Annotated in this window: 14 protein-coding genes; 11 read left to right on the top strand and 3 right to left on the bottom strand. The window is 70.5% G+C overall.

Annotated features, from left to right (window positions below; genetic code table 11):
• Positions 1-12 precede the first annotated feature (12 nt).
• The 3 genes from LL648_RS34185 to LL648_RS45520 form a co-directional block, all read right to left on the bottom strand.
• Positions 13-1,053 carry an iron-siderophore ABC transporter substrate-binding protein gene (locus LL648_RS34185; protein WP_232666956.1) on the bottom strand — a complete coding sequence of 347 codons (1,041 nt, stop codon included), beginning with the start codon at positions 1,051-1,053 and terminating at the stop codon, positions 13-15.
• Positions 1,054-1,290: 237 nt separating this feature from the next.
• On the bottom strand, positions 1,291-2,559 hold the full coding sequence (locus tag LL648_RS34180; RefSeq protein ID WP_232666955.1) for a lysine N(6)-hydroxylase/L-ornithine N(5)-oxygenase family protein: 1,269 nt from the start codon (positions 2,557-2,559) through the stop codon (positions 1,291-1,293).
• A gap of 251 nt (positions 2,560-2,810) precedes the next feature.
• Positions 2,811-3,485, bottom strand: a complete 675-nt coding sequence (locus tag LL648_RS45520; RefSeq protein ID WP_232666954.1) for a formyltransferase family protein — start codon at positions 3,483-3,485, stop codon at positions 2,811-2,813.
• 449 nt (positions 3,486-3,934) lie between these two features.
• Here LL648_RS45520 and LL648_RS34170 point away from each other — a divergent pair, with 449 nt between their 5' ends.
• The 11 genes from LL648_RS34170 (at position 3,935) to LL648_RS34120 (ending at position 17,307) form a co-directional block, all read left to right on the top strand.
• A complete protein-coding gene (locus LL648_RS34170) occupies positions 3,935-4,288 on the top strand; it encodes a pentapeptide repeat-containing protein (RefSeq protein WP_308190433.1) in 354 nt (117 codons plus the stop codon).
• A gap of 30 nt (positions 4,289-4,318) precedes the next feature.
• A complete protein-coding gene (locus LL648_RS34165; RefSeq protein WP_232666952.1) occupies positions 4,319-4,867 on the top strand; it encodes a hypothetical protein in 549 nt (182 codons plus the stop codon).
• 111 nt (positions 4,868-4,978) lie between these two features.
• Positions 4,979-5,983: a DUF418 domain-containing protein gene (locus LL648_RS45515; protein ID WP_232666951.1), complete on the top strand. Its 1,005-nt coding sequence runs from the start codon at positions 4,979-4,981 to the stop codon at positions 5,981-5,983.
• A gap of 680 nt (positions 5,984-6,663) precedes the next feature.
• Positions 6,664-7,563 carry a DUF1028 domain-containing protein gene (locus tag LL648_RS34155; RefSeq protein ID WP_308190431.1) on the top strand — a complete coding sequence of 300 codons (900 nt, stop codon included), beginning with the start codon at positions 6,664-6,666 and terminating at the stop codon, positions 7,561-7,563.
• A gap of 401 nt (positions 7,564-7,964) precedes the next feature.
• Positions 7,965-10,631, top strand: a complete 2,667-nt coding sequence (locus LL648_RS34150) for an ATP-binding protein (protein ID WP_232666949.1) — start codon at positions 7,965-7,967, stop codon at positions 10,629-10,631.
• 183 nt (positions 10,632-10,814) lie between these two features.
• Complete coding sequence (locus LL648_RS34145) at positions 10,815-12,068, top strand: MFS transporter (RefSeq protein ID WP_255687120.1); 1,254 nt, start codon at positions 10,815-10,817, stop codon at positions 12,066-12,068.
• 3 nt (positions 12,069-12,071) lie between these two features.
• On the top strand, positions 12,072-12,785 hold the full coding sequence (locus LL648_RS34140) for an alpha/beta hydrolase (RefSeq protein WP_232666948.1): 714 nt from the start codon (positions 12,072-12,074) through the stop codon (positions 12,783-12,785).
• The gene (locus LL648_RS34135; protein WP_232666947.1) at positions 12,782-13,654 is read left to right on the top strand and encodes an alpha/beta fold hydrolase; all 873 of its coding nucleotides are present in this window, start codon (positions 12,782-12,784) and stop codon (positions 13,652-13,654) included. The genes LL648_RS34140 and LL648_RS34135 overlap by 4 nt, the downstream gene beginning before the upstream one ends.
• Positions 13,635-14,126, top strand: a complete 492-nt coding sequence (locus tag LL648_RS34130; RefSeq protein ID WP_232666946.1) for a (2Fe-2S)-binding protein — start codon at positions 13,635-13,637, stop codon at positions 14,124-14,126. Before LL648_RS34135 ends, LL648_RS34130 begins: the two co-directional genes overlap by 20 nt.
• Positions 14,127-14,131: 5 nt before the next feature.
• A complete protein-coding gene (locus tag LL648_RS34125; protein WP_232666945.1) occupies positions 14,132-15,109 on the top strand; it encodes an FAD binding domain-containing protein in 978 nt (325 codons plus the stop codon).
• Complete coding sequence (locus tag LL648_RS34120; RefSeq protein ID WP_232666944.1) at positions 15,109-17,307, top strand: xanthine dehydrogenase family protein molybdopterin-binding subunit; 2,199 nt, start codon at positions 15,109-15,111, stop codon at positions 17,305-17,307. Before LL648_RS34125 ends, LL648_RS34120 begins: the two co-directional genes overlap by 1 nt.
• Positions 17,308-17,602: the final 295 nt, after the last annotated feature.

Raw genomic sequence — 17,602 nt, 5'->3', positions numbered from 1 at the left:
TGCTCAGCGCGGTCACTTGGCCGTGTCCACCTTCTCCAGCGCGGGCACGATCTGGTCGAGGGCGTACGGGATGCTCAACACTGTGCTGAAGGTGATCGCGGCACCCGGGAAGGGCGGCGTGGTGTAGTCGAAGTAGCCGACTCGACCGGAGCGCACCACGTCCAGCCGGTTGTAGATCGGGTCGGCCTGCAGGACCTTCATCGTGTCGGGGTCGGAGGTCCAGGCCAGCCGGTCGACGTCGAGCAGCTTGTACTCCTCGGCGCTGATGCTGGCCACGTTGTTCTGAACGCGGCCGGCGAGCCATGGTGGCTCGGTTTGGAAACCGAGGCCGGCGAAGAACCGCGCCTTGGGGTCCTGTGGGGAGAACACCCCGTACTTGCCGCCCTCCGCGGTGGCCATCACCAGCATGGTCTTCTGCGCCCACTGGGGGTGCGCGGCCCGCACATCGGCGAACTTCTGCTCCACGCCGGCGATGAGGTCCTCGGCCTGCTGCTCGCGACCCAGCGCCCGCCCGGTGGTCAGGGTCATCTCCTGCCACGGCGTGCCGAACGCCTGGTACTGCGCCGAGTGCGCGACGGTGGGTGCGATCGCCGAGAGCTTGTCGTACTCGGCGCGTTCGAGGCCCTCGTAGAGGGCGAGGATCAGGTCCGGCCGGAGCGCGGCGACCTTCTCGAAGTTGATCTCCCCGGCGTTCGAGACGATCTCCGGCTCGGCGCCGGCCGCGGCCGCCGTGGCCCACGGGAAGACTGCGCCGGGCTGCTCGTTGAACCACTCGGTGGTGCCGACCGGCTGCACACCGAGCGCGAGCACGGCGTCCTGGTCGCTCCACCCGATGGTGACCACGCGCTGCGCGGGTGCGCTGATGGTGGTGGACCCGAGTGCGTGCTGGATGGTGACCGGCAGCCCGGTGCCGGACGGGGCCTGCGGCGAGGACGTGGGGGCCTGCGCTGGCGCGCCGCAGGCGGACAGGGCCACGGACAGGGCCACGGCCAGCGTGGCGGCCACGGCCGCCAGCCAGTGCAGCCTGGATGGACGCGACGTTCGGGTACTCACTCGGACGCTCCTCGGTGAACGGGTGGGGAACTGCGGGGGCGGCGGGGGCCGGGTCCCGGAGGCTTCTTCACCTGCGCTGCAGGTTGCGCGGGTGAAGGCCGGTCCGGTGCTGCTCGACGTGGTCGAGGCACCCCTGCCGGCCGGCCCCTCGTCGTTGACGAGCACGTGGGAGGTGGGGTGCAGGGGCGCCGGAAGGGTTGCTGGACATGGGAGTCGCCTGACGGGGCGATGGGCAGGTCAGACTCGGGCGCTGGCATGCGCGGCGATCGAGCGGACGATCTCGCCGCTGCGCACGGCGATGTTCGACAGCAGCGTCGAGGACAGTCCGTGTGTGTGTTCGGTGGCGCCCTGCACGTAGATGCCGGCCTGCAGCGCCGGATCGGTGACCAGCCGGTAGTCGCGGTCGATCGCGAGCCGGCCGGTCTCGTCACGACGGCAGTCGGTGCTCAGCTCGCCGAGGAGGGCGCACGGATCGGAGGGTCGGTAGCCGGTCGCGTAGATCACCAGGTCCGCGGTCGACAACTCGCGGCGGCCGTCGATCATGGACTCCACGGCCAGCTCGACGTGGTCGCCGACCATCACCGCGTCAGTCACCCGGCTGACGTTGAGGAAGCGCAGCCGCTCCTGCCCGCTGACCTTCTCGTGGTAGTGGCTGCGGTACAGCGACTCGATCAGGTCGGGGTCGACCACCGAGTAGTTGGTGTTGGCGTGGTAGCCGAGGATCATCTGCTTGATGTCGGCGGGTGCCCGGTAGAAGTCGTCGACCGCGCTCGGATCGAAGATGCGGTTGGCGAACGAGGTGTCGTCGGCAGGGCTGTAGCCGTACCGGTTGAAGACCGCCCACACCTGTGCATCGGCGAATCGTCGATGTAGGTGGTCGAGCGTCTCGGCTGCACTCTGCCCGGCTCCGACCACGACCACCCGGCCCGGGTCGAGGATCCCGTCGAGCCGGCTCAGCAGGTCGGAGGTGTGCCAGATCCGCGGACCCGGCAGCACCCCGTCCGGGAGGTTCGGCGTCAGCCCGGTGGCCAGCACGACGTTGCGGGTGCGCAGCACATCGCCGCGCGAGGTCACGACGTCCAGCTGGTCAGGTGCGCCCGGTGCTCGGTCCACGGCCACCACTTCGGTCCCGTAGTCGACGTCGCTGCGGAACCTGTCGGCGACCCACTCCAGGTAGTCGTGGAACTCCAACCGGGTCGGGAAGACGCTGCCGTAGTTGATGAAGTCCACCAACCGGCCGTGGTCGTGCAGGTAGGAGAGGAATCCGTACTGGCTGGCCGGGTTGCGCAAGGTCACCAGGTCCTTGAGGAAGCTGACCTGCATCGTCGCGTCATCGAGCAGCATGTCCCGGTGCCAGCCGAACTCGCCTTGCCGCTCCACGAACCGTGCCGTGATCGGCTCGGAGCCGGGGTTCGCGGCGTTGTGCTCGGCCACGGCGACCGCCAACGCCAGGTTCGAGGGTCCGAAACCGACCCCGACCAGATCCAGCGAACCCACCTGAGTCATCGCACCCCAATCCGCCGAAGAAGTTCGCCTAGCCTTACCTAAGGTAAAGCCAAGTTCAATCGACTGTTCGGCTGGACACATTCATGTGATCTCTGTGGCGGAGTCGAGCCACCTGGGCGAGAAGAGCGGCGGAGCGTTCGCTGGAGGCGTGCCGCCCGCTGATCGACGCAGCTCGATACGGACCGATCGGGAGCTCGGTGCGGTCCACGGAAGGCGCGACGAGGCGTGCTGACGGGGTCGTCGGTCGAGGCTCAGCCCCAGGCCTTGGCCAGTTCGGGGAAGAAGTCCTCGAAGAGGCCGAGATCGGTGGCGCGTGCATATCGCGGGTGGTCGCGGTGCGCGCCGAGCTGGGAGATGGCCTCGCGGCCGTAGTAGCCGCTCGGAGCTGCCGGCTGCCGACGACCGGTCAGGGTTCCGGCGACCACCGCATCGAGGTGATCGACGAAGAGCTGATGACAGGCCTCCACCAGCTCGACCATCACGTCCTCGAAACCGTCTCGCGGACCGATCGGGAATCGGCGCTCTGCCACGACCGGGCCGGCGTCGATCCGCTCGTCGACCTCGTGCAACGTTGCGGCGAACTCGGTCTCGCCGTTCAGGATGGCGTATGCCACGGTCGCCATCGGGATGCCGCGGTACTCGGGTAGCGAGCCGCCGTGGATGTTGTAGACGCGCAGTCCGGACCGCAGGAGCGGGGCTCCGAGGATGAACGGGTTGTCGATCGACCAGACGACCCCGTCGCCGGTCAGAGCGCAAAGCTCCGCCCCCGGGGGATCGGTGCGCGACACCACTCTGATGCGATCTTTCTCCGCGGACGGCGGGATCGGCGTGCGGCCGCCGGTGCACACCAGATCGACCGCGAGGCCGGTGTCCCTGGCGTGGTGCGCGGCCCGCCAGAGGAGCGAGCCGTCCCCGATGAAGATCACGTCCGTAGTCCGGTCGGCATGGAGGCCGCCGCGTCGGGTATCGGCGTCGCGGTTGTGCGCAACGGCATCACCGCCCTGTCCGCCTGCCCGCGGATGCGTGGAAGAGTCCCGTGTCCAGGACGTTGTGCAGCATGAACGTCGTTCGAGCAGTTGCTGGCACGCTACCTCCGGCCATCTTAGGTTAGGCTAACCTCGAGGAGGATAGATCGCACGCTCAGCGGCGTAAAGGGAGTGCGTGAAGTGAAACGGACGAGCTTTCGGCCCGCACCGGGGGTGTGGGAGCGCCCGGTTGAGGAGAGGTGGCGGGGTGACCGGCACCGAGGCCGGGTGGTGCGCGACGTCGGCGGCTGGCGGATCGCGGAGCGGAACCATCGACGAGGTTGATGCTACTGATTTGAGCTTGGCATTGGACCTATGGATGTTCAGGCGGAAGGGTCGGGGCGCACCCGATCCGAGGGAGCCGGTCATGGCCAAGGTCCTTCACCACATCACGATGTCGAGGAGCCGACCTCTGCGGAGCCAACCTCCACGGAGTTAGCCTCCGCATGGCGGATTCGAGCGAGGTCGCTTTCGAGCGAAGCAACCTCAGCGAGGCGGATCTCACCGCCGCGAACCTCGCCGACGCCTTCCTCGTGGAAGCCGACCTAAGAGGAGCCGACGTCAGCTGGGTAAAGCTCCATCGAACAAATCTGCTCGGGGCAGACCTCAGCTACGTCAAGCTGCACCACGCCGAGCTCAGCGGGCAGCTGTACCTCTTGAACACCATGTTCGCCGCTAGCGATCTTCGCCTCGCTCGGTGTTGATCTTCGGTTGATCTTCGATTCAACGCGGAGGTGATCTGCCGAGACCGCGCCGGCGCCGATGCCGAGGCGCCAGCGCTGGAGTGCCCGAGGCGATCCAGGTCGCCGACCGCTGGCGCCTGTGGCAGAAGAGCCGACCTGGCCGAGACCGCGGCCGAAGTGCAGGTTGAGCGGATCGAGAACTCCGCTCTGGTCATCCGCACCAAGGATCGATATGAGCGGGTGCGATGTCTCAAGGCTCACGGCAAGGGCATCGAGACCACTATGCGCGAGTTCGGCCTCGCGAAAGAAGCCGTGCGCCGCCTCTGCCGCGCCATCACCCAAAGCAGCGGCACCCAAGGTTCGACGCATCGTTTCATGGATCATGCACCTTTCAGGACGATTCATGACCACCGAAGGCCCCACCGACCCGGCTTCATCGTGAAGATGCGTCGAGTTCACGACCTCTACGACCCCGCCCGAGGACGGCCGGTGGTTCTGCAAGCCACTACCTCATTGATCGGGCGGCGGCGTCTGCTCTTCTCCCGGGTGCGCGATTTCTCCGTACGATCGGTCGATACTCATCGGGTGGATGCTCCGTAGATCGTGCACATACAGTGAACCGGATCAGGACTGGCCGAAAGTACGATCGTGTCTGCCAGATCCGGTCATCTGGCGGGTGCCGTCCGCGGGCCGGTCTCACATTCTGATCCCGTGACTTGTGACGATCACTCTCTTCCTCGGGCGCGAATCGCTGCGCTCGACGTGCTACGTGGGTTCACGCTGTGCGAGATCCTGCTCGCCAACATCCAGTTGATCGGCGCTCGTGGTAGCGCCGTCGAGACGCAGCCTTTGGGGGATTGGGATCCGTGGTTGGGGCTCCCGGTCTTCTCGCTGCTCTTCGGTGTCGGGTTCTCGTTGTTGCTCGATTCTGCAGTGGGCCGGGTAAGCCGCCCGTGGCTGGTCCTTCTGCGAAGGCTTGCAGCGCTCTTCGCGATAGGCGCCGTGCACACTCTGCTGTGGCCCGGCGAGATACTGACCAGGTATGCCCTTGTCGGCGTCGTGGTGTTGTTGCCGTCGATCTGGCTGCCGCGGTGGGCCGTGCCGGTCCTGTCCGCCCTGTTCCTGGCGGTGGCGGTGGCCGGCGGGGGTGGACTGCTGCTCATCGCCGGCCTGTTCCTGCTGGGTTCGGCGCTGGTCCGTTACGGAGTGGTTGAGAAGATCGACACGTCGGTGCGAGGACCGCTCTTGACGGGCCTGGTCCTCGCGGTAGGAGCGGCCGCCACCGCATGGGTGGGGGCCGGCGCGGGGGCGGAGGCGGGCCAGCCGACACCCACCTCGACGTTGGCAGATCTGCTGGTCGCCGGCATGTACGTGTGCTTCCTGCTGGTCGTGCTCAGAACACCGCTGCGTCGTGCGCTGCAGGTCGTCTTCGCACCACTGGGCCGGATTGCCCTGACGAACTATCTGACGGCGACTCTCCTCGTTCTGGCTGGCAGTCACCTCCTCGGCCTGCAGATCGCGCAGTCCTCATCGGTGGCGTTCCTGGTCACGGGTTGCATCCTCGTAGCCCAGTGGGTGTTCGCCACCGTCTGGCTTCGCCACTACCTCCAAGGGCCCGTGGAGTGGGTGTGGCGCTGGGCCACCTGGATGCGCCGTCCTCCTCTGCGTCGCAGCACGGACGGTCGTGGGATGGAATCTCTGGGAGTGAACAGGTGATGCAAGAACGTCAGCAGGCAATGATCGCGGTCGACGTCGTACTCGGCGTCGGGTTCGCCGGGTTGCTGGTCGTCACGGCGATGGCGATCGCGGACAGCTGGGGTGGCGGCTATTGGCTCTTCGACGTCGCCGCTGGGCTCGTGGTGTGCGCCGCTGCGATACTGCGTCGACACCGCCGCGTGGCAGCCGCGGCCGTCGGGCTCGGAGTTGCCGCGGTGGCCACTGTGACGTCCTGGGCCGCAGGGTTGCCGCAAGAGCCTGGTCCCGCGATGGCGTTGGCTCTCGCGGTGTTGGTCGGTTCGTCGGTCTGGACGCTCCCGACCCGGTTGGCGCTGGCGGTGTCAGCTTCGGGGTTCGCGGTGGCGATCGGTGCATACTGCGCGGCGCAGCTGTCCCTCCTCGGCGGTTTCGGGTGTTGCGGCGATCAACGTGGCGGGCTGGCTCGGCGGTGTCGTAGTCGGGCTGTTGGGGCGGCAGTTGCAGGGCCGTTCTCGTCGTCTGAGCACGTGACCAGCTGGAGCGCCCGAGCTCGGGCACAGGCGACTTCGGGCTCGGAGCCGTGTTCGTCGGACTGCTGGTCGTAGCGGCGACGGCGATCGCAGACGGCTGGGGGGTGGCGGCTGCAGGCGTGGCGGTGGTCATCGGCGCGTGGTCCGCCGAGCAGCTGTCCTTGCCAGGGGGTGGGCACGCCCGGGCTCACTGGCCGGCTCGTGGATTCCCGCCGCCGCGCCTTCGCCGATGAGATCGATTGTTCCGAGCGTTCGGAGCTGCGCCCGCATGGGGCAGCTCGGCGCTGCTATCGCTTCGCACGCGTTCGCGGTGGGCTCGGTCGTCCCCTGGGCCGTCGAGGGGGTCGGGCAGGGGTCATTCAGTCCATTCCCGGGCCGCAGCACGCCGCGGATCTCACACAGGCGCTCATCGAGCGCACCCCGCCGGACGTCGCCGTGGAGCGGTTGCTCGCCCGCGATCCCGAAGCGCCGCTTCGGCAGGTCGGGGTCGTCGACGCGCACGGTGTGGCGGCCGGCCACACTGGCTCGAGCTGCGTCCCGTTCGCCGGCACCGCGGTCGGCGACGGGGTAGTGGCGCAGGGCAACATGCTCACCGCCACCGCCGCCTGGACGGCCATGGTTGCGCGGATCGCCGGCGCTGACGGCGACCTCGCGGCCCGCCTGCTCGCCTCGTTGCATGCGGGCGAGCAGGCCGGTGGCGATGTGCGGGGCCGACAGTCGGCCGCGCTGCTGGTGGTCGGTGGCGGCGAGCGGATCGACGTGCGGGTCGACGACCACCCCGACCCGTTCGCCGAGCTGCAGCGGCTGCTCGCAATGTATCGGGCCGACCTTCGGATGCGAGCCGCGATCGGGCATATCGTCGCCGGTGGGGACGTCGAGGAGGTGCTGCCCGAGCTCCGCGCCGCACAGGAGGTGTTCGGCACCAACCGGGAACCAGAGTTCTGGGAGTGCGTCGGGCTGGCGCTCGCCGGCCGACCCGATCCGGCACTGCTCGCTGCGATCGTGCGCGCGAACCCCGGGTGGGCGCAGCTCTACGGCCGCATCGTCGTGACCGGGCGGGTGGCGTCGTGATCGACGTGCGGGAGGTGCGCAGGCGCTTGCACCGGCGGTGCGCGGACCCCGAGAGGTCGATGGTGGCGTCCTCGAAGGCATCGGCGATCGCGCTCGGGTCATGCACGCGGATGGCCTTTGCGCCAGGAAGAACCCGCCGGCGAGCCTGCGGAAGGTGACGGTGCCGCGCAGCACGTCTGATGTCCGCCGGGCGCGTCGAACCGGGCCGGTGAGCGATCACGTTCCGACCAGGACGCCCAGCCGTCGCAGCGCTGCGTGGGGTGGGGCGGGGTGACCTCGTCGCCGACGTGCTCGGCTGCAGTGTGGGTTGGCGGCTGCCCGGTCGGCACCCGTGGCGACCACGTCCCCACCACGTGCCGGGCACCTACCGGCCGGTGACGTGATCGATGAAGAATGTCGTCGTGAACGAGTCGCTGCAGGTGTCGGCACGCGAGTCCGAGGTGCTGGCAGCGCTCGGTACCGGCCTGTCGAACGCGCAGATCGCCCGCCGCATGCAGATCTCGATCCGCACGGTCGAGGGCCATGTCTCGTCGTTGCTGCGCAAGTACGGGGTCGCCGACCGGCAGGCGCTCGCCGCGCGGGCGGGCAACGTCGAGACGGTCGCCCGCCCCGGCGACGTATCCGGGCTCTCGCGCTCGCGGACGAGCTTCGTCGGGCGGCGGGCCGAGGTCGAGACGGTGCGGGCTGCTCTGGTGCGGGCTCGGCTCGTAACGCTCGTCGGGCCGGGTGGGGTGGGCAAGACGCGTCTCGCGGAGGTGGTCACGACCGCCGTGGCGCCCGAGTACCGCTACGGGGCCGCGTTCGTGGACCTGGTGCCGGTGCGCGACGGGCGGCTCGGGCACGCCGTGGCCGCGGTGCTGGAGGTGGCCGAGCACGCGGACGGGCAGGAGGCGGAAGCGGTCGTCTCCCGGCTTTGCCGCGGCCCGTCGCTGCTCGTGCTGGACAACTGCGAGCACCTGCCCGATGCCGTGGCCGAGTTCGTCGAGCGCGTGCTGGCCGTCAGCCCCACGACGATCCTCGCGACCAGCCGGGAGCGGCTCGGGATCCCCGGCGAGCTCGTCCATCCGATTGCGCCGCTGCCGCTCGGCTCGGATGCTGAGGAGTTGTTCCGCGACCGCGCCCAGCTGGCATCCCAGGAGGGGACGCACGACGCCGCGACCGTTGCCGACCTGTGTTCCCGGCTCGACGGCCTGCCGCTCGCGATCGAGCTGGCCGCGGCGCGCAGCGCGTCGCTGGGCGCGACCGGGCTGCTGACCGGGCTGGGGGACTACCTGCGCCTGCTCGCCGGTGGACGCGGATCGGTGGTGCGGCACCGGTCGCTGCGCGGGGTGATCGGGTGGAGCCACGACCTGCTCACGGAGGAGGAGCAGGCGGTGTTCCGGCGGCTGTCGGTGTTCGTCGGCGACGTCGACCTGGCGGCGGTGGCCGCGGTCAGCGCAGTGGACGCAGCCACCGCAGCCGACGTGCTGGGGCGGCTGGTCGACAAGAGCCTTCTCCAGCGCCGGGGCAGCAGCTGGCGGATGCTCGACACGGTCCGGGCGTTCGCCGCCGAACGCCTCGCCGACGACCCCGAGCACGCCGAGGTGCGACGGAGGTACCTGCGCTGGGCGGCGGACCTGGCCACCGATCTCGCCGGCCGGTCCGCGCCGGCCTGGCATGCGGAGTTCGACGCGGTGGTGGGTGATCTCCAGGCCGCGCTGGCCGGCCACGAGCAGCCTGACGCCGAGGCGCACCGCCTCGCCCGCACGCTCGGCCGGCTCACCATCGCGCGCGGCTACCTGTGGCAGGCCCCCGGCTGGTTCTGCCACGCCGCCCGGTGCGCGCCGGACGCCCGCGAAGCGACCCGGGATTTCGCAAGTGCGGCGGACTGCGCGCAGATCGGCAACGAGGTCGACCGGGCGTTCGAGCTGCGACTCGCGGCCGCCGACCGGGCACGGGAGGGTGGCGACCGCAACCTATGGGCCGGCGCGCTGGCGCAGGCCGTTGATCAGGCCGGCCGGTTCGCGATCGCCTTCCGCGACGAGATCCCGTTCGAGCGGCGTCGTGCATTGCTCGCCGAGGCGGTCGCGGCCGGGGACCCGCAGGACCCCATCGTCGCCGCCCGCATCGCCTGCGCGGCCGCGTGGACAGCCACCCCGAGTGCCATGCGGCCCGACGCCGAGCTGGCCGCGGCAGCTGTTGCCGCTGCTCGGGCGGCCGGTGACCCGGTTCTGATCAGCGCGAGCCTGGACGCGATGAGCTTGGCGGCGATCAACGACGGGCGCATTGCCGACTGGCACCGGCTCATCGTCGACCGGCTTGCCGTGCTCGCCCTGCTCGACCCGCGTCGCCCGGACCACGCGGTCGAGATCAGCGATGCGCGCGGGCTGTCCTCGCTGACTGCGGTCGCGGCCGCCGACCTACCGGCCGCTCGAACGGCCGCGCGGTTGATCTCCGACGCGGAGCTGTCGGGCGATAGCGTGTACCTGGCTGCCAGCAAGACCGTTCCCGTGCTCGTCCTGTCCGGCGACCTCGACGACGCGGTGCGGCTCGCCGAGGACATGTGGATGGGCTGGCTGCGCGCCGGCCGGCCCTGGGCGTACGGGGTGTGGCTCACGATGCCGCTCGCCGCGCTGGCGCACGGCCTTCGGGGTGACGCGGAGCGCGTGGCGGTATGGCGGGCCCGGAGTGCGGAGGTCGGCGACCCGCAGAGCCTGGGCTGGCGCGTGCTGGACCCGCTGGTCACCTTCGTGGACGCCCGGCTCGCGCTGCGGCTCGGTGACCTGGGCCAGGCCGCGGAGCTGGCCGAGCGAGCCCGGCGGCTGCCGGCCACCTCCTGGTACCGGGCGCTCGCCCGCGCGGCCGTCGTCGAGCTCACCGTGGCCGCGGGCCTGCCGTCGGCCGCGGCGGATCTCGCCGCGGCCGAGGCGGACAGCGCCGGCAACGACTGGGCCACCGCCACCGTGCTGCGGGCCGCCGGCCGGCTGCGTGGCGACGCCGTCGCGCTCGCCGGCTCGGCCGAGCTGTGGCGCCGGATGGGTGCGCGGTTCGAGCACGAGACCACGGTCGAGCTTTTCGGCGCGGGCTGATCTCCCGCGGCCGCCCCAAGTGGTGATCGCGTGCCGGACACGTGGTCACCACGCATTCCCCCGGTCCCTCCACGGTGGCCACGCTGTGCCGGGTGGGCAACCTGCACGTCCGCAGCTCCGGGAGCACTCGGGCGGGCTCTGCGCAGGCCGCCACCACGACCGACCGCAAGGGAGAACCGATCCATGGACCACGAAGGCAGCCGCGCCCGGCGGCTCCCCTTGGGGCTGCCCGCAGTCGCGTGGTCGCTAGGGGCCTGCCACCTCGTTGCGCGAGCTGGTGCGTTCGTGCAGCCGATGCTGGTGCTTTACCTGACCCAGGAACAGGAGATGACCCCGACGACGGCCGGTGCCGTCGTGGCGGCCGTGGGCATCGGCGACTTCGCATCCCAATGGTTGGGTGGGTGGCTGGGGGACCGGTTCGGTCGTCGACGGACGATGCTGCTGGGATTCCTGGGAACGGCGGTCGCGCTGGCGGCGCTGGGATCGGCCGGCAACGTGCCGGACATCTGGGCAGCGGCCGTCGGATACGGCCTGGCCGCGGGGCTGTTCCGCCCGGCCGGCTCGGCAGCCGTGGCCGACCTGCCGGCCCGGCAGCGGGTGCGCGCCTACAGCCTTCTCTACTGGGCCGCGAACCTCGGCTACGCCATCGCCGCAACAGCCGCGGGAGTGCTGGCGAGCTACGGCTACGGCCTGCTTTTCTGGTTGAACGCAGTCGCCGTGGTGGCCGCGGCGTCGATCGTGGTGGTCGCGGTGCCGGAAACCCGCTCGGCATCGAGCCACCCGCGACGTGCGCTGCTGCCCGCGCTGCTCGGCGACCGGCTGATGGCCACCATGGTGCTGGTCCACGTGGTCTACTTCACGCTGCTCATGCAGGCGTTCGCCACGCTGCCGCTGCTGATGACGGCCCGGGGGCACGGCACCGCCACCTACGGTGTCGTGCTCGCCATCAACGGGCTGGTCATCGTCCTCCTCCAGCCGTGGGCAGTCGTTGTGCTGGCGCGCCGCGACCGCGGGGCCGTGCTCGCGACCTCGATGCTGCTGGCGGGTCTGGGCGCCGCTCTGGCCACCGTGGCGCAGAGCGCCGCCGGTTTCGCTGCTGCGGTCTTCGTGCTCGCCCTCGCGCAGGTCGGGATGGCGGTCCAGTTCGGCGCGACGTTCGCCGACCTGGCTCCGCCCGATCTTCGTGGCGGGTACCTGGGCGTCGCGTCGAGCACGTGGAGCCTGGGCACCGTTCTCGGGCCGATCCTCGGCACGGCGCTGCTGGAATACAGCGGCGAAGCCTGGTTGGGTGCCTTCGCTCTCGGCCTGGGGCTCGTGCTCTTCATGGCACAGCGGGCACTCGCGGGTTTCCTGCGCGATCGGCCGGGCCGACCCACCAACCATCTTGAGGCGGGCGCACCGATGACGTCCGCTGCACCACGTCACGAGGGACAGTGAGACATGAGTACGTTCGCGCTCATCCACGGCGCCGGCGTCGGCGGCGGCTGGTTCTGGCATCTCGTCGAAACCGAGCTCCGGTCCCGTGGGCACACCACCGTCGCTCCCACGCTGTGGACCGGTGACGACACGGACACGTTGACCGATTACGCGGACACGGTTGTCGACATGATCGACACCCGGGACGAGCTCTTCGTCGTTGCGCACTCCTTCGGCGGGTTCACCGCGCCCCTGGTCGCCGATCGTCTTCCCACCGCCGGACTGATCTACGTCACCGCCATGGTTCCCCGGCCAGGCGAACCGCCGGCGGACTGGTGGGGCAACACCGGACATCAGGAGGCGGTCAGGATCCAGGCCGCCGAGGACGGTGGCCTCACTGGCTCCCCCGACCCGTACGTCGGCTACTTCCACGACGTACCCAAGGTGCTGGCCGACCAGGTGGAGCACCGGGAGCCGCCTCCGCCTTCCACGACCGCCTACTACGAGCCGTGGCCGCTGGACGCGCATCCGGCCACGCCGACGCGCTACGTCCTGTGCACCGAAGATCGCCTGTTCCCCGCGGCCTTCCAGCGTCAACTGGCTGCCGATCGGCTCGGCACGATCCCAGACGGGATCGTGAGCGGCCATTGCCCTGCGTTGAGCCGACCCGCAGAGCTCGCCGCGATGCTGGACGGATACGCCTGCCCGTCACTTTCGAGAGGACACGCATCATCATGACCGAGCAGATCCTGACCATCGACGGCGCGGACCTGTGCTTCGAGACGTTCGGCGACCCCGCAGATCCCGCGGTGCTGTTGATCGCGGGCGGCGCGCAGTCCATGGTGTGGTGGGAGGACGAGTTCTGTGCCCGGCTCGCCGAGGCCGGCAGGCGGGTCGTCCGTTACGACCACCGTGACACCGGCCGCTCGTCGAGCTCACCGCCCGGACGGCCGTCATACACCTCGCGGGAGCTGCACACCGACCCGCTGCGGATCCTGGATGCCCTCGGGGTGAGCCGCGCGCACCTGATGGGGCTGTCGATGGGCGGCGGCATCGCGCAGCGCATCGCGCTCGAACACCCCGCCCGGGTACGCACGCTGTGTCTCGCCTCCACCAGCCCGGCGGTGCCCGCCGACCACGGACGTTCGCTGCCTCCGCCGAGCCAGCAGGTGATGGCCACGTTCACCGACCCCGCACCGGAACCCGACTGGAACGACCGTGACGCGGTCATCGCCCATCGGGTCGAGGCCGAACGGCCATACGCCGGAACCCTTCCGTTCGACCGGCAGCGTTACCGGCGACTCGCGGCTCGGGAGGTGGACCGAACCCGGGACATGGCCGCCTTGCTGACCAACCACTTCGTCCTCGACGACGACACGCCGCCCGCCGCCCGGCTGAGCCGGATCACCGCCCCCACCATGGTCCTGCACGGCACCGCTGACCCGATGTTCCCGATCGAGCACGGCCGGGCCCTCGCCGCTGAGATCCCCGGCGCGCGGCTCGTGCCGCTGCCCGGTGTCGGGCATCAGCAACCGCCGCCGGAGCTGTGGGACCTGGTCGTCCCGGCCGTCGTCGACCACACGAACGATGCCGAACTCGTCCGCTGAGGGGCGCGCTGTCTCGCTGACGGTCAACGGCGTGCTCCGGGTGGTCGAGATCGACGAGCGCACCTCGCTGCTCGATCTGCTGCGCGAACGGCTCCACCTCACAGGCACCAAGAAGGGGTGCGACGCGGGCGCGTGCGGGGCGTGCACCGTGCTGGTCGACGGTGCACGGGTCAACGCCTGCCTCAACTTGGCGATCCGATTGCAGGACGCCGAGGTCACCACCGTGGAAGGCCTGACGACGGGCGACGGGGACCTGCACCCGCTGCAGCGGGCGTTCATCGACCGGGACGCCTTCCAGTGCGGTTACTGCACACCCGGGCAGATCATGTCCGGTATCGGGTGCATCCGGGAGGGGCGGGCCGGCTCGAGGGCGGAGATCCGGGAGTGGATGAGCGGGAACATCTGCCGCTGCGGCTGCTACCCCAGGATCGTCGACGCCGTGCGGCACGTCGCTGCCGGCGAAGGAGCGTGAGGGGCATGCAGCCGTTCGACTACCTCAAGGTCGGCAGCCAGGCTGCTGCCCTCGAGGCGGCGCGTCGCGGTGGCCGATTCATCGCCGGGGGCACCTGCCTGGTCGACCTGATGCGCGAGGAGGTCGAGCGGCCCGCCACGCTGATCGACATCAGCGCGCTGCAGATGCGCGAGATCGTGGCGACCGGGCGCGGGGGTCTGCGCATAGGGGCGTTGGTGACGATGGCGGCCGCGGCCGCCGATCCCCACATCCGAACGTCCTACCCGCTGATCTCCGAGGCGCTCGAGCTGAGTGCGTCGGCCCAGCTGCGCAACATGGCCACCATCGGTGGGAACGTCCTGCAGCGAACCCGTTGCACGTACTTCCGGGACCTGTCAGCCGCCTGCAACAAGCGGGCGCCGGGGTCGGGGTGCGCAGCCCGCGAGGGCTACAACCGCAGCCACGCCATCCTCGGCACCTCCGCGGAGTGCGTGGCCACCCACCCGTCCGATCTCGCGGTGGCGCTCGCCGCGCTGGACGCGGTGATCCATCTGGTGAGCGGATCCGGATCGCGCCGCGTGGCCATCACCGACTTCCTCATCCGACCGGGCAGCGCCCCCGAGCGCGAACACGCGCTGCGGGATGCGGAACTGATCACCGCGGTGGAGGTCCCGGCTCTGCCCCGGCCGGTGCGGTCGGGTTATCTCAAGGTGCGCGACCGGCAGAGCTACGAGTTCGCGCTGGCCTCGGCCGCGGTTGCGCTTGCGACCCGCGACGGGGTGATCCGGGCGGCGAGGGTCGCGGCCGGCGGGGTCGGCACCGTGCCATGGCGACTCCACGCAGTGGAGCAGCGGCTGGTCGGGGGGTGGCCGTCGGCGCAGCTGTGGCGCTTCGCCGCCGAGTGTGCTGCGGACGGGGCCGAACCCCTGCGGCACAACGCGTTCAAGGTCGACCTGCTCCGGCGCACGGTCGAGCGCCAGCTCCGGATCGTGGGGCAACCGTGATGAGCACGCAGCCCGAGGTCGCCGTCGGTCGCCCGCACGAGCGGGTCGACGGCCGCCTCAAGGTCACCGGCCGGGCGACCTACGCGGCCGACCACGCCATCGACGACGTCGTGTTCGCGGTGCTGGTCGACAGCAGCATCGGGCGCGGTCGGATCTCATCGATCGACACCGCGGCTGCCGAGGAGGAGCCGGGCGTGCTCGGCGTGCTCGGTCACCACAACGCGCCCACGCTCCCCTACGAGGACAACGCGGACGGCTCGTACAACCCACCCGGCAGGCGCCTGCGTGTCTTCCAGGACGACCAGGTGCACTTCTTCGGGCAGCCGGTCGCCGTCGTCCTCGCCGAGTCGTTGGAGGCCGCCCAGCACGCGGCACACCTGGTCGAGGTCACCTATCACGTTGAACGGCCGTCCACCGACCTGTCCACGGCGATCGGCGCCGAACCCGTCACCTATGTCCGCGGCGACGCCGAGGCTGCCCTCGACCCGGCGCCGGTGCGCCTGGACCTCACCTACGGGCTGGCCCGCAACCACCACAACCCGATGGAGCCGCACGCCACGATCGCCCGCTGGGACCGCGGCCGCCTCACCGTCTGGGACAAGACCCAGTGGGTCGGCGACGGCACGCAGCGCGAGCTCGCCACGGTCTTCGGCCTGTCCACCGACGACGTCCACATCGTGTCGCCCTGCATCGGCGGCGCCTTCGGCAGCGCGCTGCGCTGTTGGCCGCACGTGGCCGTGGCCGCGCTCGCCGCCCGCGAGACCGGCCGGGCCGTGAAGCTGGTGATGGCCCGCCGCCAGCTCTACTTCGGCGTCGGGTACCGGCCGGCGTATGAGTACCGGCTGCGGCTGGGTGCCCACCGCGACGGGCGCCTCATCGGCGCCCTCCACGACATCCGTGCCGAGACCTCCAGCTACGAGACCTTCACCGAAGAGGTGATGGTGCCCGGACAGATGCTCTACCGCACTCCCGCCGTCCACCAGGTCTACCGAACCGTCCCGCTCGACGTGAACACCCCGACGTACATGCGCGGTCCCGGCTACGTCAGCGCCGTGCACGTCCTCGAGACCGCGCTGGACGAGCTGGCCCACGAGATCGGCATCGACCCGATCGAGCTGCGCGCACGCAACGAGCCGGTCGCGGACCCGGCAACCGGCCTGCCCTTCTCCACCCGGCGCCTGCAGGAGTGCTTCACCATCGGGGCGCGCGTGTTCGGCTGGGCCGACCGCGATCCCGAGCCCGGCTCGACCCGCGACGGCGACCAGCTCGTCGGCACCGGCGTGGCCGCCGCGGTGTACAACACCGCCCGCACCGGCGCCCGCGCGGCGGTGCGTGTCCGTGCCGACGGAACAGCGGTCATCCAGACCGCCACCACCGACATGGGACCGGGAACCGCCACCGCCCTCACCCAGGTCGCCGCGGACGAGCTCGGCCTCGACATGCACGACGTCACCGTTCACCTCGGCGATTCCGACCTGCCGCAGGCTCCGCCGCACGGCGCCTCGACAACCATGGCCAGCGTCGGCTCCGCGGTCCACGACGGCGCTCACCGGGTCCGGCGGTCAGCCGCCGAGCTGGCGGTCGGCGACCCCTGCTCTCCGCTGCACGGCGCCGACCCCACCGACGTCGTGGCGACCGGTGGAAGGCTCCACCTCGCGCGCGACCCGCGTCGCAACGACAGCTACCAGGCACTTCTCACCCGCAACGGCCGCGCCTGGCTGGAGGCGACCGGACTGTACACGCCGCCGGCCGAGGAAACTCGATCGATGCACGCCTACGGTGCGATCTTCGTGGAGGTGGGCGTCGACCACCGCCTCGGGCTGATCAGGATCCGCCGCATGCTCGGCGTCTACGACGCCGGCCGGATCATCAATCCACGGCTGGCCGAGAGCCAGGCCATCGGCGGCATGGTCGGGGGCATCGGCACAGCGCTGCTCGAACACACCGTGACCGACCACCGCGACGGCCGGATCGTCAACCCCAACCTCGCTGACTACCTCGTGCCCGTCAACGCCGACGTACCCAACCTGACAGCGATCTTCCTCGACGGCCGCGACGATCATGCCGACCCGATCGGGGTCAAGGGAATCGGCGAGGTCGTCCAGATCGGAATCGCCCCCGCGATCGCCAACGCCGTCTTCCACGCCACCGGCCGTCGTGTCCGCACCCTGCCCATCACCATCGAGGCAATGATCTGACGCCGCTCAGAACGTCGGGATCCTCCAGCAGAGCTACCTGCCCGATGTCCGGGCTCGCCACTGGCGCGGGCTGACCCGGGCGGCCTGGGCCATCGCTGCGGCGGCGAGCATGCCGAGGCTGAAGGTGCCGTGCTCGGCGAGTGCCCAACACAATCCCGACCAGGACAGTCGTAGGGCCTGCGATGCAGGTGGCCAGCCCGACGCAGCGCACGCGCCAGCTTCGGCTCTCCCGCGTGACGGCGGCCTCCATCTCTTCCAGGATCCGGCGATCATGCTCACTCAGCGTTGCGGCCTC

This window comes from Pseudonocardia sp. TRM90224, from assembly GCF_021245725.1.
GTDB lineage: Bacteria > Actinomycetota > Actinomycetes > Mycobacteriales > Pseudonocardiaceae > Pseudonocardia.
This window is presented reverse-complemented; position numbering and strand designations above follow the sequence as displayed.